The sequence below is a fragment of the Microvirga sp. HS2 genome (assembly GCF_055792805.1).
In genome coordinates this window covers 1-24,716 of sequence record NZ_JBVVAJ010000010.1, presented here as the reverse complement: position 1 = coordinate 24,716, position 24,716 = coordinate 1, and the positions used below count along the sequence as shown (strand labels likewise).

The 24,716-nt window shown below is 63.9% G+C and carries 17 protein-coding genes, 1 tRNA gene and 2 pseudogenes; 10 read left to right on the top strand and 10 right to left on the bottom strand.

Annotated elements, in window-relative coordinates:
• Nucleotides 1–96: 96 nt before the first annotated feature.
• Entirely contained in the window at nt 97–2,721 is a 2,625-nt protein-coding gene (locus ACS5Q0_RS11100) for a response regulator (RefSeq protein ID WP_473126692.1), read from the top strand.
• 554 nt (nt 2,722–3,275) lie between these two features.
• Complete coding sequence (locus ACS5Q0_RS11095; protein ID WP_473126691.1) at nt 3,276–4,046, top strand: hypothetical protein; 771 nt, start codon at nt 3,276–3,278, stop codon at nt 4,044–4,046.
• Nucleotides 4,047–4,281: 235 nt separating this feature from the next.
• On the opposite strand, the gene qatD is transcribed toward ACS5Q0_RS11095, so the two are convergent.
• The 5 genes and pseudogenes from qatD to ACS5Q0_RS11070 all read right to left on the bottom strand — a co-directional run.
• Entirely contained in the window at nt 4,282–5,007 is a 726-nt protein-coding gene (gene qatD, locus ACS5Q0_RS11090) for a Qat anti-phage system TatD family nuclease QatD (RefSeq protein WP_473126690.1), read from the bottom strand.
• Complete coding sequence (gene qatC, locus ACS5Q0_RS11085) at nt 5,004–6,305, bottom strand: Qat anti-phage system QueC-like protein QatC (RefSeq protein WP_473126689.1); 1,302 nt, start codon at nt 6,303–6,305, stop codon at nt 5,004–5,006. The genes qatD and qatC overlap by 4 nt, the downstream gene beginning before the upstream one ends.
• Nucleotides 6,302–6,844, bottom strand: coding sequence for a hypothetical protein (locus ACS5Q0_RS11080; RefSeq protein WP_473126688.1), 543 nt, complete (start codon nt 6,842–6,844; stop codon nt 6,302–6,304). The genes qatC and ACS5Q0_RS11080 overlap by 4 nt, the downstream gene beginning before the upstream one ends.
• A 344-nt stretch (nt 6,845–7,188) precedes the next feature.
• Nucleotides 7,189–8,985 carry a KAP family NTPase gene (locus ACS5Q0_RS11075; RefSeq protein WP_473126687.1) on the bottom strand — a complete coding sequence of 599 codons (1,797 nt, stop codon included), beginning with the start codon at nt 8,983–8,985 and terminating at the stop codon, nt 7,189–7,191.
• 467 nt (nt 8,986–9,452) lie between these two features.
• Nucleotides 9,453–10,316: pseudogene (locus ACS5Q0_RS11070) on the bottom strand (YifB family Mg chelatase-like AAA ATPase); the annotation flags it as partial.
• A 494-nt stretch (nt 10,317–10,810) separates the two neighbouring features.
• Between ACS5Q0_RS11070 and ACS5Q0_RS11065 the strand changes: the two are divergent.
• Nucleotides 10,811–11,266 carry a response regulator gene (locus ACS5Q0_RS11065; protein WP_473126686.1) on the top strand — a complete coding sequence of 152 codons (456 nt, stop codon included), beginning with the start codon at nt 10,811–10,813 and terminating at the stop codon, nt 11,264–11,266.
• A gap of 12 nt (nt 11,267–11,278) precedes the next feature.
• Here the strand turns inward: ACS5Q0_RS11065 and mutS are convergent, their stop codons facing one another.
• Entirely contained in the window at nt 11,279–14,005 is a 2,727-nt protein-coding gene (mutS, locus tag ACS5Q0_RS11060) for a DNA mismatch repair protein MutS (protein WP_473126685.1), read from the bottom strand.
• A 149-nt stretch (nt 14,006–14,154) separates the two neighbouring features.
• On the opposite strand from mutS, the gene ACS5Q0_RS11055 reads away from it, so the two are divergent.
• The 3 genes from ACS5Q0_RS11055 to hrpB all read left to right on the top strand — a co-directional run bounded on the left by ACS5Q0_RS11055 (nt 14,155) and on the right by hrpB (nt 19,790).
• On the top strand, nt 14,155–16,446 hold the full coding sequence (locus ACS5Q0_RS11055; RefSeq protein ID WP_473126684.1) for an NADP-dependent malic enzyme: 2,292 nt from the start codon (nt 14,155–14,157) through the stop codon (nt 16,444–16,446).
• A 215-nt stretch (nt 16,447–16,661) separates the two neighbouring features.
• Nucleotides 16,662–17,282: an HAD family hydrolase gene (locus ACS5Q0_RS11050; RefSeq protein ID WP_473126683.1), complete on the top strand. Its 621-nt coding sequence runs from the start codon at nt 16,662–16,664 to the stop codon at nt 17,280–17,282.
• A 42-nt stretch (nt 17,283–17,324) separates the two neighbouring features.
• Nucleotides 17,325–19,790: an ATP-dependent helicase HrpB gene (hrpB, locus tag ACS5Q0_RS11045; protein WP_473126682.1), complete on the top strand. Its 2,466-nt coding sequence runs from the start codon at nt 17,325–17,327 to the stop codon at nt 19,788–19,790.
• A gap of 65 nt (nt 19,791–19,855) precedes the next feature.
• Here hrpB and ACS5Q0_RS11040 read toward each other — a convergent pair whose 3' ends face one another.
• The 4 genes from ACS5Q0_RS11040 to aroA form a co-directional block, all read right to left on the bottom strand.
• A complete protein-coding gene (locus ACS5Q0_RS11040; RefSeq protein WP_473126681.1) occupies nt 19,856–20,233 on the bottom strand; it encodes a methylglyoxal synthase in 378 nt (125 codons plus the stop codon).
• A 10-nt stretch (nt 20,234–20,243) separates the two neighbouring features.
• A complete protein-coding gene (locus tag ACS5Q0_RS11035) occupies nt 20,244–21,050 on the bottom strand; it encodes a DUF1194 domain-containing protein (RefSeq protein ID WP_473126680.1) in 807 nt (268 codons plus the stop codon).
• A 79-nt stretch (nt 21,051–21,129) separates the two neighbouring features.
• Entirely contained in the window at nt 21,130–21,768 is a 639-nt protein-coding gene (gene cmk / locus ACS5Q0_RS11030) for a (d)CMP kinase (protein WP_473126679.1), read from the bottom strand.
• A 7-nt stretch (nt 21,769–21,775) separates the two neighbouring features.
• The gene (aroA, locus tag ACS5Q0_RS11025) at nt 21,776–23,128 is read right to left on the bottom strand and encodes a 3-phosphoshikimate 1-carboxyvinyltransferase (RefSeq protein ID WP_473126678.1); all 1,353 of its coding nucleotides are present in this window, start codon (nt 23,126–23,128) and stop codon (nt 21,776–21,778) included.
• Between the two features lie 173 nt (nt 23,129–23,301).
• Here aroA and ACS5Q0_RS11020 point away from each other — a divergent pair, with 173 nt between their 5' ends.
• From ACS5Q0_RS11020 to ACS5Q0_RS11005, 4 genes and pseudogenes are all read left to right on the top strand, one after another.
• Nucleotides 23,302–23,679: a TIGR02300 family protein gene (locus ACS5Q0_RS11020; protein ID WP_473126677.1), complete on the top strand. Its 378-nt coding sequence runs from the start codon at nt 23,302–23,304 to the stop codon at nt 23,677–23,679.
• Nucleotides 23,680–23,740: 61 nt separating this feature from the next.
• Nucleotides 23,741–23,816 (top strand) — tRNA-Ala (locus tag ACS5Q0_RS11015).
• Between the two features lie 223 nt (nt 23,817–24,039).
• The gene (locus ACS5Q0_RS11010) at nt 24,040–24,396 is read left to right on the top strand and encodes a hypothetical protein (protein ID WP_473126676.1); all 357 of its coding nucleotides are present in this window, start codon (nt 24,040–24,042) and stop codon (nt 24,394–24,396) included.
• A gap of 102 nt (nt 24,397–24,498) precedes the next feature.
• Nucleotides 24,499–24,716 (top strand): annotated as a pseudogene (locus tag ACS5Q0_RS11005) (malate synthase G); the annotation flags it as partial.

Sequence of the window (24,716 nt, the reverse complement as noted above, 5' to 3'; positions counted from 1 at the left end):
TACCCGCTCCGGTCGGGCAGCCGTTAGGGTGTCCCGAACGCGAACGATCCCGTCTTGCCCCAGCCTCCGCCCGGAATCGCGATGCACGATAGGGACATGCGAGCGCCCAAGACCGATCGGGACTTTCTCTCCGGGGGCGGGCAGATGGGCGCCCGCATGCGCGCGCACGACTGGTCGACTTCGCCCTTGGGAGAGCCGGAGACCTGGCCGCAGTCCCTGCGGGCCCTGGTCCGCCTGATTCTCAATGCCAGGCAGCCCATGTTCATCGCCTGGGGGCCGGAACTCGCCTTCCTCTATAACGATGACTACATCCCGATTTTCGGCGCCAAGCACCCGGACGCCCTGGGGCGGCCCTTTGCCGAGGTCTGGTCCGACATCTGGGAGCAGATCAGGCCACTCGTAGACCAGACCCTCTCGGGGCAGGCGATTTGGCATGAGGACCTGCTGATCCCGATGGAGCGGAACGGCTACCGAGAAGACGCTTGGTTCAGCTTCTCCTACAATCCCGTGTGGGGTGACGGCGGCCCCATCTGCGGCATGTTCTGTGCCGCGACGGAAACGACCGACAAGGTCCTCAACCAGCGTGAGCTCGCGGATGAAACCCATTCCCTTGCGGTGCTCAACGCTGCTCTCGCGGCGGTCGCCTCCGAACTCGACCTCGACCGTATCGTCCAGCGTGTGACGGATGCCGGGGTCGAACTCACCGGGGCCCAGTTCGGCGCCTTCTTCTATAACGTGGAGAACGAGGCCGGCGAGAGCTACATGCTCTACACGATCTCCGGGGTTCCACGGGAGGCGTTCTCGAGGTTTCCGATGCCGCGCAACACCAAGGTGTTCGCCCCGACCTTCGCGGGCGACGGCATCGTCCGTTCCGATGACATCACCAGGGACTCGCGGTATGGCCACTCCGAGCCTTACTGGGGCATGCCGCCGGGCCATCTGCCGGTCCGCAGTTACCTGGCCGTGCCCGTAACGTCCCGCTCAGGCGAGGTGATCGGCGGCCTGTTCTTCGGGCATGCGGAGACGGGCAAGTTCCATGAGCGCTCGGAGCGGCTGATGGCCGCGCTTGCGGCCGGGGCGGCGGTGGCCATCGACAACGCCCGCCTGTTCCAGAGGGCACAGCGCGAGATCGAGGAGCGCCGACGTGCCGAGGAGGCGTTGCGGCGTCTGAACGAGACCCTGGAAGCCGAGGTCGAAGACCGCACCCGGGAAAGGGACCAGATCTGGCGGCTCAGCACGGACCTGATGGATGTGTGCCGCTCGGACGGGACCCTGGTCGCCGTCAACCCGGCTTGGACCGCGATGCTCGGCTGGTCCGAGGAGGAACTGCTGACGACCGACTTTCTGAGTCTCGTGCACCCGGACGATGTCGAGAGCACCCTGGCCGAGCTCACCAGGCTTGACGAAGGCGTGCAAACCTTCCGCTTCGAGAACCGCTTCCGCGCCCGGGACGGCAGCTACCGGCTGATCTCCTGGACGGCAGTGCCCAAGGAGGGATTGTTCTACGCCATCGGCCGCGACGTTACGGCGGAGCGGGCGGCGGCGGAGGCGCTGCGTCAGGCCGAAGACGCCTTGCGCCAGTCGCAGAAGATGGAGGCGGTGGGCCAGCTCACGGGCGGCATCGCCCACGACTTCAACAACCTGCTGACTGGGATCGTGGGCTCTCTCGACATGCTGCGCACGCGCGTCTCGCAGGGCCGGCTCGAGAGCATCGACCGCTACGTGACCGCCGCGACCACGTCGGCCAACCGTGCGGCGGCCCTGACGCACCGCCTGCTGGCCTTCGCACGCCGGCAGCCGCTCGACCCACGGCCCGTGCAGGCCAATGCGCTCGTGGCCTCATTGGAGGACCTGTTCCGGCGCACGGTCGGCGAGACGGTGGCCCTGGAGGTTGTGCTGGCGGGAGGCCTCTGGGCGACGCTGTGCGATCCCAACCAGCTTGAGAGCGCGCTGCTGAACCTCGTCATCAATGCCCGCGATGCGATGCCGGACGGCGGCAAGCTCACCATCGAGACCTGCAACGCGCACCTCGACGATGCGTACGTCGCGGCCCAGAGGGACGTGAACCCGGGCCAGTATGTGTGCATCTGCGTGACGGACACGGGAACGGGCATGCCGCAGGACGTGATCGAGCGGGCGTTCGATCCGTTCTTCACGACGAAACCCATTGGCCAGGGCACGGGCCTGGGGCTGTCGATGGTCTATGGGTTCGCCCGCCAGTCGGAGGGCCACGCGAAGATCTACAGCGAGGTGGGTCAGGGCACGACGATCAAGATCTACCTGCCGCGCTACCGCGGCGAAACTGACGCGCAGATCGAGGCCGCGACGCTGGCCGAGGCGCCCCGCGCAGAGTCGGGCGAGATCGTGCTGGTGGTCGAGGACGAGCCGGTGGTGCGCAGCCTGATCACCGACGTGCTGGAGGATCTCGGCTACCGAACCCTGGAGGCTGCGGACGGACCGGAGGGACTGAAGATCCTCCAGTCGAGGCGACGCATCGATCTCCTGATCACGGACGTGGGACTGCCGGGCCTGAACGGGCGCCAGCTCGCCGACGCCGCCCGGGAGCGCCGCCGCGACCTCAAGGTCCTGTTCATCACCGGGTACGCCGAGAACGCCACCCTGGCCGCCGGCTTCCTCGAGCCTGGCATGCAGATGATCACGAAGCCATTCGCGGTCGACGCACTCGCGCAGAAGATCCGCTCGATCATCCAGGACGGTTGACCGGCACGCTGATCGTTCGGAAGGCAAGCCCACCAGCCGAACGAGGCCACAGGCCGGGTCCTGACGGTAACCGCCTTTCGGAAGGGAAACTCCGCAGCCCGTCAATCATCTGGTCATCGGCTTGCCAGGGCAGACAACCGTTTGAACATGAACATGGAAGAGCGTTTGGGGACCTCTGGCGCCAGTACCACTCCCAAAACTCTGTTGTCATGATCCATATCATCGCGGGCGAGCTAGAGTCAGCTACGGGTCAACCTTTCACCTTCCCACCGCCCAACGAACGTCGGCAATTGAGTGTCGAACCGGACCAAAAAGTTTACGTCTCCGGAGCACGCCAGGGGCCTGACTGCTTCAAAGAGCGTGTCTCAACGCTTCTTGACGCCGAGGCGTTGTGAAGGCACTGTGCACTTGGCCTTGACGCACAGGCCGGTGTGCCCACCACGCGAAGCTCATGCAGTGCGCTCTTGATGATTTAGACTGACACCGTTCCTTCGGACGGGTCCGGTCGGCAGTGGGCACCCGGTTGGATTCGTTGCAACAAGGAATGGATCATCATGGCCACCGACATTCTCGCCACCATCAAATCTTTCGCAAAGCGGCTCGCCCGGGCGCAGCGTCTTCAGCATATTGCCGCCTTAGAAATCGCCTCCGAAAAACTGGGTAAACCTAACTGGCGCGGCCTCGCTGAGACCTACAAGCAGGGGTGGCGCCCCACGACCGAGCAGATGCAAAGCTTGGAGGACCTGCTCTTAGACCGCGTAAACACTTGTTCGGCTGCGGCTACCGGTCAAAGTTACGACCTTAGCGTGCTTGGCGATGGCCTTGTCTTTACCCGCTGGGTGCCAGAATACGTCCAGCCCATGGAATCCGACGAGATCCATGGTGAGCTTGATGGTCACACATTCTATATGGTTGGCGACGAGTTCAGCGTCGCCATCGGTTCACAGGGCTGGGAAATCCGCCTTGACCAAGCACCCTCTTCAAAGCCGGAGGTCATGCGTTTGGGCGGACGCGTTAAATCCGTCGCAGCTCTCGATCCGACCTTTATCGAGCGCGCCACCCAACTGCTGACGATCCGTGCCCGTCGCATCTATGCCGAGGTAGCATGCCAATGGCCACGTCGTTCGACCATGCCGGACCATAACGGTCGGGCGCGTCATCCCCTGGGCCGTCGCTTGTCAGCCGAATGGCACTGCCTGCACTGTGACGGCGCGCACGACGGCCCCACGATGGCAAAAAATCTCTGGCATTGCCCGGACTGCGGAGCGACACCAATCGACATCTTCCCAGAACCATTCCGGAACGGGACCAAGCAGTCCGCCTAACCGCTTCCTTTGCACTGATAGGCCTAGTGGAATTCGCCGGGCAAACCTTGGCTCCAGCAACGTCCACTGAGGGTCAAGGTATGCCGACTGGATTTTTGTTGGAACGGCGGCTTGCCACCCGATGAGCGGACTAGAGCTTCATCTAAACGTACTCGGATAGCCGGCATAGGAGACAGACGGGCCGCTTGTGATGATTTCGCGGTGCGTCGGTTCGGTTCTGGAGCAATTGCGTTGGTCAGGAGACGAGCCGTCGCAGGTTAGAGCTGAAAGCCCGCGCGACAACCAATTCTGGAACCTGCCAAAGTTCGGCGAGGATCGGAAGCACACGCTCGCTGTCCCATGGCATCAGCGGCTGGCCATTGATTTGTCCAAACGGACCGTCGGTTTCAGGCAGGATTCTATCACGGGGCATAATGCTGGCCAGTTTTCGACCATTCGTTGAAGCCAGCATGGCTGGGCCGACGCTAAACCAGCAACCCAACTCAACGGCGCGGCTCAACTCCCGCTGGGTGCCGGAGAACCAGTGCAGGATCGGCGTCCCGACAGCGCCAGCCCGTTCCAGTTCCTCGACAACTTGTCCTGCTGCCATCCGTGAATGAAGGCTTATGATTTTGCCGCCTTGGCTCTTGCAGGCTTCCAGTATCGTACGGAACACGTCGCGTTGTAGATCAAGCGTCGAGCGATGCTTTGGGGATCCATCCAAGCCGACTTCGCCGACGTAGCGTGTCCGGCTCAGCATGGCGCAAAACAGGGACACCTCCTGGTGTCTATCCTTCACGAGTTCGGGATGGAGCCCGAGTGCGACGCGGATACGCGAATTCGCTCCGACGAAGCGCAGATTGCCATCGAAAGCCCTTGGTGTCGTCGTGACTGCAAGCACGTACGTTTCACGACTAGCTACCTGTGCGACGACGTTCGCAGGCTTTGGATAGAGATCGAGGTGGCAATGGAAATCAATCAACCCAGTCCGACCGCTTGCAGGAACTCCTTGATCTCTACCAGACCTCGTGCCGCCACGTCACGATAGGGCCCGGGATCCGGTACCTTCGCAGCCGTGATCGCGGGTCCGATCCAACGCCGTGCGCCCTGACGATCCATAGTATCAATGGCCGCCAAGCACTGGATCACATCGTCATAGCGGCTGAAGGCTAGCTGATGGAAGGCGCCTGATGGATCAGGGTTCTTATAGATCGGGGTCGTGCGGTCGCCTTGAACCGTGCCCGCGTGTCGGAAGAACGCGGAGCGCCGGACCAGGCAGGGTAGGCATTTCCCGCAATGTCGGTTGATCCGTCCCCCTCGACCGCAACTCATCGACTCGGGCGCAAGTCGGGACAGCAATGCTTGATCGGCACACTCGACCATCATTTCACCCTTGGTCTTGTGTCGATAGGGATTCACGAGGCGCACCCTAAGTCCAAGCGCATCCAGCAGTCCTTGCATCTCAGACACAAACCGAGGATGGGTCGTACGTGTGCTCAGGCTCCCCGTTCGCAACGGCGTGAGCGGGACATTCAAGCTGATGAAGCCATTTTCCGGCACGTACAGGTCGATGGTGGAGCCCGCTTGGTATGTGTCGAGGGTAGTAGCGGCCAGCACACCGAAGGCCAAGAATGCGAGCGACCGAGGTCGCTGTGAAATCTCTGGGTTCGGCACATTCGTCCTGGCATTGTGATTGAGGGATAGAATCCGGTTCTCCGCCCCGACGGCCGCAGCAAAGGCACTTTGCTTGCTGCAATCTCCCTTGACCCGATTGCTGACGAACATTGGCAAGTGGCCCCCGGCGGTGAGGTCAATCGCGCCGATGAGGCTATCAAGACCTCCCGAAAGCAGTGACACGCATGTCTCAGGACGCCCGCCGACGGTCTGCCTGGGAGGAGCCGGATGCACGCCGTGAGGTACAAACTCCAGCATCCACAGGTCACCGGTAAGAAATCGTAGCATCCCCTCGACGTGACCCCTCAGACTGGCCCATCGATTGGCGTCCGTGACAGCAACCGTCAGGTGGATCTGACGTGTCCAACCGTCCTCGCTCACTGCGGCACGGTTGACGTGCCTGTCAGCGGCGATCACGGCCATCGCGAGTGCGGCGAGGTCCCAAGCCTTGGCCGACGGTGTCCTACCCAGTGTTCTGAGGGTTTCCTGCCGAACCATGGTCCCGACGCTGCCGACCGCGGGGCCTTCCGCATGCTCGAATAGGGCGATTCTGACATCATGAGGGGATTCCGCATGCACGTTGTTGGGAAGAACGGCGATTCTCATTCCGCCCAACTCCCAAATACATCAAGCACCAAACCACTCACGTGGCGGGCGATGGCATCACATGTGGTCCGATCAAGGACCCGTCCATCGGCCTCAACCGCGCCCAACTGCTCTCGATAACATTCGCGGACAAAACCTCTGATCTCGAACCGGCGATTGTTCAGAAGAGCGGCGTCGCCGCCTGCGCCATTCTGTAGCCCGGCTCCGAGATCGAGCATGATGTCCTCGAATACATGATAGGCCAGCGTGCGTAGCCAGACTTCGCGCGTGTGCTCGGCGGGCATTGCCAGCGGGTCGAGGTCAGGATGGGCATCAAGAACCTCGCTGAGCGCTTCATCGACCGCGATACGACCCGCCCCGTCATCGAGAGTGGTATCGTTCGCACAGATCGCGTCGACCAGAGCGTCTACGACATCCTCCATGGTGGCGCCGGTCAGAGCAGTCGGATCAAACCCAAGGTCCCGAGGCGTGATGGTTCCATCCGCGAGCCCGCTCAGGACGGCGTAGGTGCGACTTGCCGAGGTTGCAGCCTGGCCCATTCGAGCCGATGCGCTCCGGGATCCGCGATAGCCCTTCCTGACGTAACTCCCTAGACCAGCTCTCAAACGCCCGCGATCACCTGAAGCGACGTAGTCGCGGATGGCTCGCCTGGCCTCCGTGAACCGTCGTGGTAGCGCCTGTCCCATCTGCTGCGGTAGTTGTGGCGCTTCGTTGGGTTGCGGATCCGGCGTACCAGAAGGGGATCCCGAGTTGCCCCCTCCGTCAGGTGTGGCGATCGGAGGCTGCGCGCTTGCGGGAGGAGTCTGCCCCCCGGGAGCATCCAACCAGGGTGGAACGAGTCCGACATTCTTGCCGGGACCTGAACTCGACCTAGACGTACCCATCAGCGCAAGACCTTGGGCTTCGAGGTCAACACCCTCCTGACCCTCTCCGGAAGGTCTTCTCTCTCCTTCCACTCTTTCAAGGCCTCGTCGCCCCACGTGGTGCCACGGATTCGCGGCACGATGGATGTCTGTAGTGATGAACTCGAGAGGTTCGACAGGAAGACGCTAAGCCGCTTTGCCTGCTCAGGATCCGCGTCAGCAGCAACTGCCAACCCCCAGAGGATGTCGGGAGTGCCCCACTCACTCTCGGAGGCAGCCCGTTCCAACAGCTTATCCATAACGAACTTCCGCTCGTCGGGAACGAGGCGGCCGAAGCGGTCCTTCAAATCGGTGGTCCCCCTGAGTCGTAGGGAAATGATCTCGGCGAGCGCGTCCTGCGCCTCCTTGGAGACGCGGTCGTCAGCGGAAACGAGGGGTAGGCTCTCCCTGCCCACGTGCAGAACGCCACGGAGGTCGATATCGGCCAAAGCCGGTTCGAGCTTGAGCCATTCGGTGACGAAAGCCTTGTCCGCGGACCAAGCATCCGCCCCGTCGCCGGGAAGGTCTGAACCGGCTCTGACCGTCGCTTCGACGGACCGAAGATTCTCTGGTTTACCGTTGACGGCCCCCGTGACGGATTGGACGAGGAGGTCGAAGGACGCCGGAGCGGCGCACCGCTCGAAGAGCAGGATCTTGGCCAGGACCGCTTCGTCGACCGGGATGTTTTGAAGGGTCGCGAGCTTACGCCTGATCGAGAGGGTGTTCAGGAACCGCTTGATCAGGCGCGGGTTCCCGGCAATCCGACGCGAAGTCGCCATCTGCTTGGCCAGGCGGTCCGAGAGCGCGAACTCGGCCTTTAGGGCAACAGGGCAGTCCTCGATTAGGCCGGCTACGAACTCTGCGTTGACTGAAACGCCCTTCCAGCTCTCGGAGAGCCTTGCATTGACAGCCGTCCGCACGGAGGCCTTAACCTCCGGCATGAGGTCCGAGTTCTCGACGAACAGCAGCATGAGGTAGGCGCGGACCTCGTTGATCCCGAGGGGCGGGACGCGAAGTGGAACCTGGATGAGCTTGTCGAAGTAGCTGACGACGAGGTCGTCATCGAGCCTGGCCTCCTTGAAATGGATGCGGACCGCCTCCTTGATCATCTTGTCGTCCGCTGCGATGACGAAAGCGGTCCGTTCCATGAAGAGGAAGAGGCGCATGGCCTCGAGGGTGCCGATCACGGTCGGTGGCAAACAGCGGTCCAAGTCATCGACGAACACAACCAGCGTTACGTCGAGATCGCACAGAAGCTTCTGGAAGTGCTGTCTGAGCCCGTGGATCATCTCCGGAGGTGTTTCGGGCTTCTTCTTGGGCTTGATGAGACCCTTAGCCTCGTCCTTATGTTCCTTACCGAACTTCTTTGCTTCCTCGACATCCTCAGCCGTAACTTCACCATCGGTGAAGTGGTGATAGACCGCCTCGGCCCCTTTGATGAGTGGGCTTACAGGAACGCCTGTTGCGACACTGGCTGCCACTTCCATGCCGATCCTAGCCAATCTGAATACATTGATCCTTGAAGCCAGATCCTTTGCCTGCGCGACGAGGCCGTCATTTCCCCTTGCTCGCTCCAAGAGTGCTCGGCCGATCTCCTCCATCAAGGCGGCCTTGGCATCATCATGGCCCTGATACAGCCATGCGTTGAACGGCAGGAAGACGAGCTTGTCGGGGTTCCGAGCCTGAAGGTCGGCCTCGATCAATCGGACCATGGAAGACTTGCCGACGCCCCATCCACCAGAGACGCCGATGCTGAGGGGGTTGCCCTTCGCATCCATGATCATTTCTCCGGCAAGTCCGGCCATCACGCGAAAGTTGAGAAAATCCTGATTGGTCTCGACGTCAGCCCACATAATTATTGCCCAGCTAGCCTATAAATATTCATAGGATTAGCTTCCGGAGTTCGCAAGCAATACTATAGCTGTGTTGGCAGATGGCGGGGCTGGGATGCTGACCAGAGAATGTGCTCGGAAGTCAAAGCCTGACGCGGAGGTAGCCGTCCGGGCCGGCCCGCGCCAGTTGACGTTGGTGCTTGTTATATCATCTACAGTTTCCGGTAAACTCAGTACCCATTGAGCCCTGTGCAGGGAGGACGCGGATTCTGCAAAAACTTTATTGTTATCAGTGAGCCGCCAATCACACTCTGACATGTGACTAAATGGCTAAAAAGTAAAAACTTTAATTTGCGACTCCTTCAGCCTTTAGAGAGGGAAACACTTACATTTCGTTGAAACTTTATTGTCGCTCCACACCTGGCATTGAGGCCGCCGCCCACCAGGGCGGCCATGGAGGCGGAATGGTGCGGAGCCCGGAAGGGCCGGCGGTTCGAAAGCGCGCCGTCCGCGAGGAGCCCGGCCACCGACTGAATCATCGAGACTTCCAGGAGTTCGCGCGGCGAGAGCGGCGGCAGGATCGACGGCAGGCGTTGAGCCAGCATGGACTTGCCGGCGCCGGGCGGCCCGCTCATCAGCAGATTGTGGCTGCCCGCCGCGGCGATTTCGAGGGTTCGCTTGGCACTTTCCTGCCCCTTGATTTCGCGCAGGTCCGGCAGCGTGTCGGAGGCGGGCATGATGGCCGGCTCGGGCCGGCTCATCACCTGAGTGCCCTTGAAATGGTTCGCGAGCTGAATCAGCGAGCGCGGCGCCAGGATCTCGAGATCGCCGCTGGCCCAAGCCGCTTCCGAGCCGCTGCCCGCCGGACAGATCAGACCGTGCTGCCGTTCGACGGCCGCCATGGCAGCGGGCAACACTCCGGCCACGGTGGTGATGGAGCCGTCGAGCGCCAGTTCGCCGAGAACCGTGAAGCCATGGAGGGCGTCGCCCGGGACGGCGCCGATGGCGGCCATGACGCCGAGGGCGATGGGAAGATCGTAATGGCTGCCTTCCTTGGGAAGGTCGGCGGGGGCCAGATTGACGGTAATGCGCTTCGCAGGGAGGGCGAGCCCCGAGGCGATCAGGGCCGAGCGCACCCGCTCGCGGGATTCCGCCACTGCCTTGTCGGGCAGGCCGACGATCATGAAGGCGACCGTCCCGGGAGTGATCTGCACCTGAACATCGACCGTGCGCGCTTCGACGCCCTCGAAGGCAACAGTGGAAACGCGCATGACCATGAGGCCCAACCCCAAAAGGAAGACATTAGCTTACATATAGAAACATTATCTCATTTCTATGGATTGAACAATTTTGTGCCCATCTTTCGAGAAAGCGGCGGAACACTCCTGGCGTCATGACGTTGAGTCACACTGCGCCCGCCAAAAAGGCGATTCCCATCAAAGGGTCTCGTGGGGAGACAATCGATCATGGCAGCCATCGATGCCGAGCCGAGGGCCTTTCGCACCCGCGAAGGGACGGGGCTCGCAAGCGTACCAGCATGAGCACCACGCATTCTCGATCCTTGTCCCGACCTGCAGCAGTGATCCCGGGCAGAGAGCGGCTGCAAGAAGCAGCGCCTCGAATCGGCCTCGCGGCAGGGCCTGGGACGGCCATTCTGCAGGATATACACAGCCGGTACCGCTGTGAGCCGTTGACTTGGGGCGCAGGGCACCCAGGTACATGGAAAAGAGCTGAATATTTTGCTACGCGCAATGCCGGGGGGGGGCACGGGTTGAGTAACGCGAAGCCTTTGCGCATTCTTATCGTCGAAGACGAGTTCCTGATTGCGCTGGAACTCGAAAGCCTGCTTCAGGACGCCGGACACGATGTGGTCGGGATCGCCGCCACGTCCGATGACGCCATGTCTCTCGGCCAGCAGCTCGCACCCGATCTCGCATTCGTGGACATTCACCTGGCCGACGGCCTGACCGGGATCGACGTGGCCCGTACGCTCTCGGATCAGCACCACGTGACCGTGCTGTTCATGACGGCCAATGCCAAGCGCATTCCGGAGGATTGCGCCGGAGCACGCGGCGTGATCGCAAAGCCCTATACCGAACGGGGCGTGAAGGAGGCTCTGGCCTATGTCACGGCCGAGCAGGAGCATGCGGACAGCATCACGGATCGCATGACGTTCACCCCGTTCGACGCGAAAAGCCGCAGGGATAGCAACTCCCAATTGTCCTGACCGCACCTTCCCCTAGCGCTGAGCTTTCAGGCGATAGAGTGCGTCCAGCGCTTCGCGCGGTGTCATCTGGTCGGGATCGAGCGCATCGAGCGCCTCCCGCAGGCTGTCCTTGAGCGGAGCCTGAGCCGGCTCGGCTCGAAGCGGAGCGGCGAAAAGCGGGAGGTCGTCGACGAGGGCTCGCTTCGGATGCTCCCGGTCCGACTTCTCCAGCTCGCTCAGGATCGTCTTGGCCCGTTCGACCACGGCCGGAGGGAGCCCCGCAAGCCGCGCGACCTGCAGCCCATAGGAGCGGTCGGCGGTGCCCGGCACGACTTCATGCAGGAACACCACGTCGCCGTTCCATTCCGTGACCTTCAGCGTCGCATTGGCGATGCGCGGCAGCCGTTCGGCAAGAGCCGTCAGCTCGTGGAAATGGGTGGCAAACAGCGCCCGGCAGCGATTGGCTTCGTGCAGGTGTTCGATGGCGGCCCAGGCGATGGACAGGCCGTCGAAGGTGGATGTGCCGCGCCCGATCTCGTCGAGGATGACGAGGGAGCGGGCCGTCGCCTGATTGAGGATCGCCGAGGTCTCCACCATCTCGACCATGAAGGTCGATCGGCCGCGCGCAAGGTCGTCGGCGGCGCCCACGCGGGAGAAGAGGCGGTCCACGACGCCGATGTGCGCCTCCTTCGCGGGCACGAAGGACCCCATCTGCGCCAGGACCACGATCAGCGCGTTCTGGCGCAGATATGTGGATTTACCGCCCATGTTCGGGCCGGTGATCAGCAGAATGTGGCCTGCGTCCTTGCCCGATAGGTCGGCGTCGTTGGCGATGAAGGCCGTGCCCTCCCGCTTCAGCGCAGCCTCGACCACCGGATGCCGTCCGCCCTTGATGGTGAAGGCAAGCCCCTTGTCGACGATGGGTCGGGTCCAGTCAAGCCTCACGGCGAGATCGGCGAGCGAGGCCGTCACGTCGATCGCCGCGATGGCTTCGGCCGCCGAGGCGACGTCGCTCGAGAGAGCGAGAAGCTCCTGCGTCATCTCGTCGAAGAGGCCAAGTTCGATCTTCATGGCGCGGTCGGCGGCGGATGCGATCTTGGACTCCAGCTCGCCCAGCTCCTGCGTGGAGAAGCGCATGGCCCCCGCCATGGTCTGGCGGTGGATGAAGGTGTCCTTGAACGGCTCCTTCAGCAGATCCTCGCCCACATTCTGCGGCACCTCGACGAAGTAGCCGATCATATGGTTGTGCTTCACGCGCAGGGTCCGGCAGCCGGTGTCGTTGGCATAGCGCGATTGCAGCGCTGCGATGAAGCGACGGGAATCCTGCTGCAGCTCGCGCAGCTCGTCGAGATTGGAATCGTAGCCCGCCCGAATGAAGCCGCCGTCCCGTTTCAGCAGCGGCAGTTCATCCGCGAGCGCCGCTGAGAGCTTGTCGGCCACACCCGTCCGCAGGGACTGAAGCTGCTGAGCGTTCGCCGACAGCTCCTTCGGAAGATTGGGCGCAATGGCGAGTTCGAGGCCGAGTTCGCGCGCCGCGAACAACCCGTCGCGCACGCAGGCCAGGTCGCGCGGTCCGCCTCGTCCCAGGCTCAATCGGGACAGGGCTCGCGCCAGATCCGGCGACCGCTTGAGGATGCGCCGCAGCCTGTCCCGCAGATCTGCGCTCTCCACCAGGAAAGCGACGGCATCCTGCCGCTCGCGGATCTGGCCGGGATCTGTGAGGGGGCCCGCTAGCCGCTCCGCCAGGCAACGCGCCCCGCCCGGCGTCACCGTGCAGTCGATGGTGGCGAGCAGGCTTCCCGCGCGCTCGCCCGCGAGCGTGCGCGTCAGTTCGAGATTGGCGCGGGTCGCCGCATCGATGGCAAGGGCCGCCCCGGCCGTCTCCCGGGACGGCGGGTTGAGTACCGGGCGGCTGTCGATCTGAGTCTTCTCGATGTAGAAGAGCACGCTGCCGGCCGCCGTGATCTCGGCCGGACCGAAGGAGCCGAAGGCATCGAGCGTGGCTACGCCGAAATACTCCTTCAGCCGCCGTTCGGCGGAGGCCGGATCGAGGCCGTCCCTGGAGAGCGGTGTGACCGATGCCCGGGTCTCGCGCCAGAAGCCGGAGAGCTCCGGATCGTCATGGATGACGTCGGGCACAAGGATCTCGCGGGGCTCGAAGCGGGCGATCTCGGCAGGCAGGCCCATGGCATCCGTCTCGCTCATCACGAAATGGCCCGTGGAGATGTCGACGGCAGCAAGGCCGTAGCACCATTGCGTGTCGGAGAGGCGTCGGCGGGCGAGACCGAGCAGGAAATTGGCGCGGCCCGGCTCCAGCAGGCGCTCTTCCGTGATGGTGCCGGGGGTCACGAGGCGTACCACGTCCCGGCGGACAACGGACTTGGAGCCGCGCTTCTTGGCCTCCGCCGGATCCTCGGTCTGCTCGCAGACCGCGACCCGGTGACCGAGGCCGATCAGCCTCTGGAGGTAGTCGTCGGCCCGGTCGACCGGCACGCCGCACATGGGGATGTCCTGCCCCAGATGCTTGCCGCGCTTGGTGAGCACGATCCCAAGGGACTGGCTCGCGATCTCCGCATCCTCGAAGAAAAGCTCGTAGAAGTCGCCCATCCGGTAGAACAGCAGGCTGTCCGGATTGGCGGCCTTGATCTCTATATACTGCGCCATCATGGGCGTGACGCGGCTGTCCTGGGCGGGTTTTTGCCCGGCAGGATTGGATTGTTGCGGATTCTCTGAGGCTCGGTACAGGGCTTGCGACGACATTCGCCCTATGTAGCAAAGCCTGCTCCCCCTTTCACCCGTATCATGGAAGTCGAGCGAAGGGTGTGCACAAGTCTTGAGGCAAGCTGTCCCAGGCCTTATGGTCGCAGCCCCTTCGAACAACGGCCCCGCAGCCAAGATACGAAAGTCCCATGAGCGAAGAAACGCCGTCGAACCGCCGCAAACGCCCCACCTTCACGGATCAGGAGGCGTTGCAGTTCCATGCCCAGGGCAGGCCCGGCAAGCTCGAGGTCGTGCCCACGAAACCCATGGCGACCCAGCGGGACCTGTCCCTGGCCTATTCGCCGGGCGTCGCGGTCCCGGTGCTGGCGATCGCGGAGAACCCGGCGCTTGCCTTCGACTACACCACGCGCTCCAACATGGTCGCGGTGATCTCGAATGGGACGGCCATCCTGGGCCTCGGTAATCTCGGGGCGCTGGCCTCGAAGCCCGTGATGGAAGGCAAGTCGGTCCTGTTCAAGCGCTTCGCGGACGTCGACTCGATCGACCTGGAGGTGGACACGGAAGACGCCGACGCCTTCATCAACTGCGTCCGTTATCTGGGCCCTTCCTTCGGCGGGATCAATCTCGAGGACATCAAGGCGCCCGAGTGCTTCATCATCGAGGAGCGCCTGCGGGAGCTCATGGATATTCCTGTCTTCCATGACGACCAGCACGGCACGGCGATCATCGCCGCCGCTGGCCTCATCAATGCGCTGCACCTCACCGGCCGCGACATGGCTGAGACCAAGCTCGTGGTGAACGGCGCGGGCGCGGCCGGCATCGCCTGCACCGAGCTTCTGAAGGCCATGGGCTTCGCGCCCAACAACGTGATCCTTTGCGACACGAAGGGCGTCATCTACAAGGGCCGTACGGAGGGCATGAACCAGTGGAAGTCCGCGCATGCCGCCGAGACGGATGCGCGCACGCTGGCCGACGCGCTGAACGGGGCCGATGCCGTGTTCGGCCTCTCCGCGAAGGGAGCCTTCACGGACGAGATGATCCGCTCCATGGCGCCCAATCCGATCATCTTCGCGATGGCCAATCCCGATCCGGAGATCACGCCGGAAGAGGTGGCGCGGATCCGGAACGACGTCATTATCGCCACCGGACGGTCGGACTATCCGAACCAGGTCAACAACGTCCTGGGCTTCCCCTACATCTTCCGTGGAGCCCTCGACGTGCAGGCCACGACCATCAACATGGAAATGAAGATCGCGGCCGCGCAAGCCCTGGCCGAGCTCGCCCGCGAGGATGTGCCGGACGAGGTCGCGGCGGCCTACCAGGGCGCGCGCCCGCGCTTCGGCCGCGAGTACATCATCCCGGTGCCGTTCGATCCGCGCCTCATCCACACCATTCCGATGGCGGTGGCGCAGGCCGCGATGGAGACGGGCGTCGCCCGCCGTCCCATCGTGGACATGAAATCCTACAAGGCGCAGCTTTCTGCGCGGCGCGATCCCGTCGCCGGCACGCTCAACCGCATCTTCGAGCGCGTGCGCAAGATGCCCAAGCGCGTGGTCTTCGCCGAGGGCGAGGAGGAGAAGGTCATTCGCGCCGCCCTGTCCTTCGTGAACCAGGGGCTGGGCCGCGCGATCCTCGTGGGACGCGAGGAACGGATCTTCGAAACGGCGGCTCAGGCGGGCATCGATCTCGAAGGGCGCGAAGGCATCGAGATCCACAATGCACGGCTCTCGCACCGCAACAGCACCTATGCGCAGTTCCTCTACGAGCGCCTTCAGCGCAAGGGCTATCTGTTCCGGGACTGCCAGCGTCTGATCAATCAGGACCGCAATCATTTCGCGGCATCGATGGTGGCGCTCGGCGATGCGGACGCCATGGTGACGGGCGCGACCCGCAACTACTCGACGGCGCTGGCCGATGTGCGCCACGTGATCGACGCCAAGCCCGGTCATCGTGTCATCGGTGTGTCCCTGTGCCTTGCGCGCGGCCACACGGTTCTCGTGGCCGATACGGCGATCCACGAGATGCCGAATGCACAGGAGCTGGCGGAGATCGCCATCGAATCGGCGGGCGTGGCCCGGCGTCTCGGCTATGAGCCGCGCGTGGCGCTTCTGTCGTTCTCCAGCTTCGGGCACCCGAAGGCTGAGCGCGCCGAGAAGATCCAGGAAGCCGTTCAGATCCTCGACGACATGCGGGTCGACTTCGAATACGATGGCGAGATGGCGGCGGATGTCGCGCTCAACCGCGATCTGATGGCGCAGTATCCCTTCAGCCGTTTGAAGGGACCGGCGAACGTGCTGGTCATGCCCGCGTTCCACTCGGCATCCATCTCGACGAAGATGCTGCAGGAACTCGGCGGCGCGATGGTCATGGGGCCGCTGGTGGTCGGGCTCGACAAGCCGGTGCAGATCGTCTCCCTCGGCGCGACCGACAACGATATCGTCAACATGGCGGCGCTGGCGGCCTACAATATCGGCGGCTGATCCATCACTGCGACATGGGCCGGGCGGGGAGAGTCTCTCCCCGTCTGTCCGCACCTGCCTCTCCCACAGATGCGATGAGAAAGGGACGTGGCGGTTTTCCAAGCCGTGTAAGGTCCTCGCTTCCACGTGGGATGTCAGGCTCCGCCTTCGTCCGGTGAATGGCCAAGCGGGAGCTGAAGGGGCAAAAGCCTAGCGACCGAACAAGAGGGGCAATCGTGAGTACTCGCCAACCGACCACAGTGGTCTTCGATATCGGCAATGTCCTGCTGCGCTGGGACCCACGCCATCTCTACCGCACCATTTTTGAGGACGAAGCGGAGATGGAGTGGTTCTTGAGCCATGTCTGCACCCCGGCTTGGAACGTCGAGCAGGACAGGGGCCGCGATTGGGACGAAGCGGTTGCCCTTCTCGTAAAAGATCATCCCGAGCATGAGAGCCGGATCCGCGCCTTCCACGATCGTTGGCCGGAAACGGTCTCCGGGACCTATGAGCAGAATGTCGAGCTGCTTCTGCAGTTGCGAGAGGCCGGAGTGCCGAACTACTCGATCACCAATTTCTCGGGGCCGAAATTCGTTCTGGCGCAGGAGATTTTCCCCTTCCTGGCGGGCTTCGACGGCGTGATCGTCTCAGGCGACGAACGGCTCCTGAAGCCCGATCCCGCCATCTACCACCTCCTGCTCGACCGTTATGGGCTCGATGCGGCGGATTGCGTCTTCATCGACGATTCACGGGCCAATATCGAAACGGCCCGCGCGGTGGGCATGCAGGCGATCCATTATCCCGACGAGCAAGTCGACCTGGCCGTCGAGCTGCGGCGCTACGGTTTCCCGGTTTAAAGCCGCGCTTGCTCTTCGAACCGGCTTGAGCCATCAGGCGGCATGCGCGCTTTCGATACCTCCCTGCCCATTGACGTAGTCCTCGCCGATCTTGCGGCGAGCCTGCGGGCCTGCGCCAACGCGGTGTTGGTCGCGCCGCCAGGAGCGGGCAAGACCACACGCGTGCCGCTCGTGCTGCTCGACGAGCCATGGGTGGAGGGCGGCAAGATCATCGTGCTGGAACCCCGCCGTCTGGCGGCGCGCGCTGCGGCCGAGCGCATGGCGCAGACCTTGGGAGAGCCCGTAGGCGAGACGGTCGGCCTTCGTGTCCGCCTGGGCTCCAAGGTCAGCCGCAGAACGCGGATCGAGGTGGTGACGGAGGGCGTCTTCGCCCGCATGATCCTCGACGATCCGGCCCTCGACGGTGTCGCCGCCGTGCTCTTCGACGAGTTTCACGAGCGCTCCCTCGATGCCGATCTCGGGCTTGCTCTGGCTCTCGATGCGCAGGGTGGCTTGCGTGAGGATCTGCGCCTGCTCGTCATGTCGGCCACGCTCGATGGGGCACGCGTTGCGCAGCTCCTGAACGACGCGCCGGTGATCGAATCCGAGGGCCGCGCCTATCCGGTCGAGACCCGTTATCTCGGGCGGGATCCCAACAAGCGCATCGAGGAACAGGTGGCGGAGGCCATCATGCGCGCCCTGCGCGGGGAAGGCGGGTCGATCCTCGTGTTCCTGCCGGGGCAGGGTGAGATCCGCCGTGTCGAGACCCTGCTGCGCGAGCGCATCGCCGACCCCGCGGTCGACATCGCGCCGCTCTATGGCGCGCTCGATCGCGGGGAGCAGGATCTCGCGGTGAGCCCCGCCAAGCCGGGCCGTCGCAAGGTCGTGCTCGCTACGTCCATCGCGGAAACGTCGCTGACCATCGAGGGCGTGCGCGTGGTGATCGATTCGGGCCTAGCCCGCGTGCCTGTCTATGAACCGAATATTGGCCTGACCCGCCTCGAGACGGTGCGGGCTTCTCGCGCCGCCGCCGATCAGCGCCGTGGCCGCGCGGGACGAACGGAGCCGGGTGTCTGCTACCGCCTGTGGGAAGAAGCAGCGACGGGTGCGCTCGAACCCTTCGTACGCCCCGAGATTCTGGCGGCCGATCTGGCGCCGCTGCTGCTCGATTGCGCAGCCTGGGGGGTGACGGAGCCCGCGACGCTCGCCTTTCTCGATCCGCCACCGGCTCCCGCCGTGAAGGAAGCGCGCGCCCTTCTTCAGCAACTCGAAGCTCTCGATGAAGAAGGCCGCATTACGGATACGGGGCGGGGCTTGCGGGATCTGCCTCTTCCGCCGCGTCTGGCCCGTATGATTCTGATCGCGGCAGAGAGCGGTCAGGCCCGCGATGCGGCGGATCTCGCGGCCGTTCTCGTGGAGCGCGGGCTCGGCGGCGATATGGTGGACCTGAGCGAACGCGTCGAGCGCTTCCGCCGCGACCGCTCGCGCCGTGCGGACGATATGCGGCGCATGGCCGACAACTGGGCGAAGAGCCGGGCAGGTGCGACCGGAGGCGAGCCCCGCTCCTTCGGTGCGCTGCTGACGCTCGCCTATCCGGATCGTCTCGCGAAGGCGCGGGGCAAGCCCGGCGATTATCTCATGGCCAATGGCCGCGGCGCTTCCCTGGAGCCTCATGAGCGTCTGGCGAAAGAGCCCTACCTCGCCATTGCCGAGATCGCGGGCGGGGCGGCCTCCGCGCGGATTCTCGCAGCCGCTCCGATCACGGTGGAGGAGATCGAAGCCGCTTTCGCGGATCGGATCGAGCAGAGCGATGAAGTCGCCTTCGACCGGCAGGCCAAGGCGCTGCGCGCCCGCGGCGTGCGCCGCCTCGGCTCACTCGTGTTCAACGAGCGCCCGCTGAAGGTTCCCGCCACGGACGATGCCGCTCGCATTCTCGCCAAGGGGCTCGTGTCCCTGGGGCTCGATGCCTTGCCTTGGTCCAAGGCGCTGGCGCAATGGCGCGAGCGCGTGATGTTCCTGCGAAACGCCGAGGGCGACGAATGGCCGGACCTCTCCGACGAGGCTCTGACCGCGACGGCGGAGGAGTGGCTGGCGCCGCATCTCGTGGGAAAGAGCGGCCTCAGCGAGATCGGCCCGGATCTCTTAAGCGAAGCCGTGCGGCATCTTCTGCCGTGGAACCTCCAGCGCCGTCTCGACGCCGAGGCGCCGACCCATATCGAGGTTCCGACGGGCTCGCAGATCCCTATCGATTATGGAGCGGAAGAGGGGCCCGTCCTGGCGGTGCGCGTGCAGGAACTGTTCGGCCTCGACAAGCATCCCGCCATCGCTGCGGGACGCGTCCCCTTGATCCTGCATCTCCTCTCGCCCGCGCAGCGCCCGATCCAGATCACGCGCGATCTGCCGGGGTTCTGGCGCGGGTCATGGGCGGCCGTGCGCGCCGACATGCGCGGGCAATATCCGAAGCACCCCTGGCCGGACGATCCGTTGAGCGCACCGCCGACGCGCCGTGCGAAGCCGCGTGGGACGTGAATCTTCGACGTTCGGCACGGTCCTTGTTCTGAGAAGAGGGGCAACGGCCGTCTCGGATAGGGGCCTTATTCCCGGAACGACTGGATCAGCCGCTCCGCCGTGGCGCGGTTGAGGGCCATCGGGATGTTGTAGACCAGGGCGAGGCGCATCAGAGCCTTCACGTCGACGTCGTGCGGATGGGGCGAGAGAGGATCGACGAAGAAGAACAGGGCATCGATCCTGCCCTCCGCGATCATCGCGCCGATCTGCTGATCGCCGCCGAGCGGCCCGCTCTTCAGGCGCGTGACCGAAAGGGAAGGACAGCGCTCCATCACCCGGCTGCCCGTCGTGCCGGTGGCGAAGAGGTTGAAGGGGCGAATCTCGTTCTCGAACATGGCGACGAATTCGGCCATGTCGTTCTTCTTGGCGTCGTGGGCCACGAGCGCCAAAGTCAGCTTCTTCATGGGAGAGGGCTCAGTTGCTCCAGCGATCGCGCCACTGCATCTCGCCGGCCAGGCAGTTCGCGGGAGGCGCACTCTGAATGCGGTTGATGAGGGAAGGTTGCACGGGCATGAGATCGGCGACCTCAAGCAGAATCTTGGTTTTGATGGCCTCGATGAATTGATCGCGCTCCCGGACAGGAACCGTGAAGGCCCCCTGGCCTCCGATCACGCAGTCCCGGTAATAGATATCGAGCTCGGCGATGTCGAGATAGCCGGGCTTGCGCATCATGATCGGCAGCCCATTGATGATGACGCCCTTGGCCACCGCGTCGTCGCGGGCCTGCACCACGCTGCGCCCTTGGTTGTTGGGGCCGTCTCCGGAAACGTCGATCACCCGCCGCACGGCCTCGACACCATTGTCTTCGAGGAGCTTCACTCCGAAATCGATGGCGCTGGAGATCGAGGTGCGCTGGGCGCGGCGCAGGGGTGTCGAGGAGATCTTGTCCGCGAAGGCCATCAGGCTTTCGGGATTGTCGAGGATCGTCCAGGGGATGATCACCTTCTGGTCGGGCGAGCCGGCCCATTCCATGTAGGTGACGGCGATCCTTCCCAGCAATCCGCTGCGGATGGCGTCGTGCACCTGCTGCGAACGAAAGGCCTGGGCGAAGCCCTCCCGCTGCAGGGCCTGCTCGTCCGTATCCATGGAGAAGGAGATGTCGACGGCAATCACGAGGGCTAGGTCGACCTCGTTTTCGTTCTGCGCCTCGGCCGGCAACGGAAGGCACGTCCATAGCAAGACTAGTCCTGCGGCCAGATGGGTGATCGCTGAGCGAACCATCGTATTCTCCTTGGGAACGGAGACGGACTGGTTCGCTCAGTGTGCCACCTTCTGAGCATGACGCAAGGTCGCGTTCTGGTTAGGCGGGCTCGGCTCCGGAAAGCTTGGCCTGGACAAGGTCGAGAGCGCTCCGAAAGGCCGCGTCTGCGTCGAGATGGGTCGTATCGAGGGTGAGCGCGTCGGCCGCGGGCTTCAACGGGGCTGTGCTGCGGGTCATGTCCCGCTCGTCCCGGCGGCGGATATCGTCCAGAATCGTCTCGTAGGCGATCATCTCGCCCCTTTTCTGAAGCTCGAGATGCCGGCGGCGGGCCCGTTCCTCGGGAGCGGCCGTGATAAAGAGCTTCACGTCCGCGCCGGGGCAGACCACGGTCCCGATGTCCCGCCCGTCGAGCACCGCTCCGGAGGGCTGCTCGGCGAACTGGCGCTGAAAGGCCAGCAGGGCGTCGCGAACCGGCTGAAAGCCGGAGATCACGGAGGCGGCTTCGCCCATCTGGGCTCCCCGCAGGCGCGGATCGTCGAGATGCGTCGCGTCGAGGTCGAGCGCCACCTGATGGGCGGCGTCCCGGTCCGTCAGGTCGAGTTCCCGGTCGAGCATGACCCGGGCGACAGCCCGGTAAAGCAGGCCCGTATCGAGATGCGCGAGACCGAAATGCTCGGAGAGACGCTTGCCCAGGGTTCCCTTGCCCGAGGCGGCGGGGCCGTCGATTGCGATGATCATGGCGGACTCAGTCCTGAATCGTGGCGCCGAGCTCCCGCATGAGCGGGATGAAGGAGGGGAAGCTCGTCATGATCATCGCCCCGTCGTCCACCGTCATGGGCTCTCGAGTGGCCAGCCCCATGACGAGGAAGGACATGGCGATGCGGTGGTCGAGGTGGGTCGCGACCGGGTTGCCGCCTCCGCGTACCGCCTTGGAGCCGGAGCCATGGACGATCAGGTCGTCACCCTGGATTTCATGCTCGACGCCTGCCTCGGCCAAGCCCGCCGCGACGGCCGCCAGACGGTCCGATTCCTTCACGCGCAGCTCGTGGAGGCCCTGCATGCGGGTGGTGCCCTCCGCGAAGGCGGCTGCGACCGCGAGGATCGGATACTCGTCGATCATAGCGGGCGCACGCCCGTGAGGGACCGTCACGCCGGTGAGCTTGCTGTAGCGCACGCGCAGGTCCGCCACCGTCTCGCCGCCCTCGTCACGCTCGTTCAGGCGCTCGATGGATGCGCCCATTTCGAGAAGAGTGGTGATCAGGCCCGTGCGGAGCGGGTTCATCATCACGGCTTCGATCACGACGTCGGAGCCGGGGGTGATCAGCGCGGCCACCAGGGGGAAGGCGGCGGAGGAGGGGTCGGTCGGCACCACGATGTCCGTGCCGCGAAGCTCGGGCTGGCCGTGGAGGGTAATGGCCCGGCCTTCCTCTCCATGGGGAGCGACGTCGACGGTTGCGCCGAAATGGCGCAGCATGCGCTCGGTGTGGTCGCGGGTCGCCTCGCGCTCGATCACCGTGGTGCGGCCGGGGGAATTGAGGCCCGCGAGCAGGATCGCCGACTTGATCTGGGCCGAGGCCGCAGGGGTTTCGTAGGTGATCGGGAGCGTTTCCTTGGGCCCGCGCAGGGTCAGGGGCACGCGGCCGCCCTCCGCCTCGCTCACGACCGTGACGCCCATCTTCACCAGCGGGTCGAGAATGCGACGCATGGGGCGTTTGCGCAGGGAAGCGTCCCCATCGAAGGTGGTGGTGATCGGGTGGCTTCCGGCCACGCCCATCATGAGCCGCGAGCCGGTGCCCGCATTGCCGAAATCCAGGACGTCCTTCGGCTCGACCAGGCCGCCGATTCCGGCGCCCTTGATCCGCCAGCGGCCGGGGGCCTCCCGCGTGATCGTGGCGCCGAGCGCCCGGCAGGCTTCCGCCGTGCGCAGGACGTCGTCCCCTTCCAGGAGCCCCTCGACCCGGGTTTCGCCGATGGAGAGGAGCCCGAAGATCATGGAACGATGGGAAATGGATTTGTCCCCGGGAACGCGGATGCGTCCTTTCAGGGCATTTCCAGACCTGCTGGAGACCGGGGCAGCCGGACCATGGGCGTGGGACATTCTCGTATTCCTTGAGCCTTCTCTTTGGGGCGGGCTCTAACACGGGTGTCCTGCAACGTCACGCGCAAGGTGCATGGTGCAGGTCCTCCGGTGCAATTTCTCATTTGACAAGCCTTTCCCTCATGACTAACGGGTGCCTTCCCGACCATTCACTTCCATGAAGGCAATCACCCGTGGCCAAACCGGAACTCGGCTTGAAGCGCCAGTGCATGAGCTGCGGCGCGAAATTCTACGATGTCAACAGGGACCCGGCGGTCTGCCCGAAATGCGGCACCGTCTTCCAGGCGGTGGCTCTGAGCCGCGCCGCTCCCCCGGCAGTCGCTCGCGCCTCCGATGACGACGAGGACACCGAGCTGGAGACTACCGGTCCGGAGATGGTCTCCCTCGACGAGGTCGAGGCTGGCGAGAACGAAAAGGACATCCCGGCCGATGACGACATCGACGTGGCCGATGACGACACCGACGACACCTTCCTCGAGGACGAGGAAGAGGGCGACGATGACGTTTCGGATCTGATCGATAGTGATCTGGAAGACGACGAAGAGGCTTGAACCTCGCGTCGGACCTGATTATAGAGACGCCGCGGCGTTCCCAAACGCCGCGGATTTCAAAGGGGCCATAGCTCAGCTGGGAGAGCGCTTGCATGGCATGCAAGAGGTCGGCGGTTCGATCCCGCCTGGCTCCACCAAATCTCCCCCTCAGCTCGGGGCAAGGCAGCTGATCCCCATCAAATCGTACTGCTTATTCTCATTCTATCCGTGGCCCGGCTTGTGAGGAAACGTTTTTTCGTTACTTTGCAAGATATGAGAAAGGCCCTCGCTCCCGTCCTCTTCTTCGTATGCTTGGTTCGCACGGTCGCGGCGGCTGATCTGGCGCCTCCACAGCGGCTCGAAATCTACTACGGAAACGCATTGTTCGGTTACACCACGCTGCGGTTGCAGGATGGGGAAAAGCTCGTCTACGAGCGGCATGTCCGCGATCCGCACCAGGAGGTCATCGAACCGTCGCCGGAATCGTGGGCTCGCTTCCGCGAGCGGCTGGATCGTTTGGCGGTCTGGCAATGGAAGCCACGCTACTTCAATCCGCAGGCGACCGACGGCACACAGTGGCGTGTCCTTTTAATGTATCAGGACAGAACCCTCGAAGCCTCAGGCTCCAACGCTTATCCGCTGCCGAGCGGCGCTTCCAATCATTCCCCGGAGGAGAGCCTGCATTTCCGAGCCTTTCTGGATAGCCTGCAGGACTTGACGGGCCGCGAATTCCGCTAGTGTCATTCCCCGCCTCATTGCCTAGAGGGGGCTCGTCTTCTCTTTTCGGGCGACGGCTTTAAAAATAGAAGTTTGATATCCTGATCCACGAAAGCGGGAACAATGACGCGCGTTGAGACGAACGGCCTCCAGGTTGCACCGGTTCTTCATGATTTCATCGAGCGGGAGGCGCTGGCCGGCACCGGCGTATCGGCCGTAGCCTTCTGGACGGGACTGGCGGGCCTGGTCGAGAATTTCGCGCCGCGCGACCGGGAGCTCCTGGCCATCCGCGATAAGCTCCAGGCCCAGATCGACGATTATCACCGCGCCCGCTCCGGCCA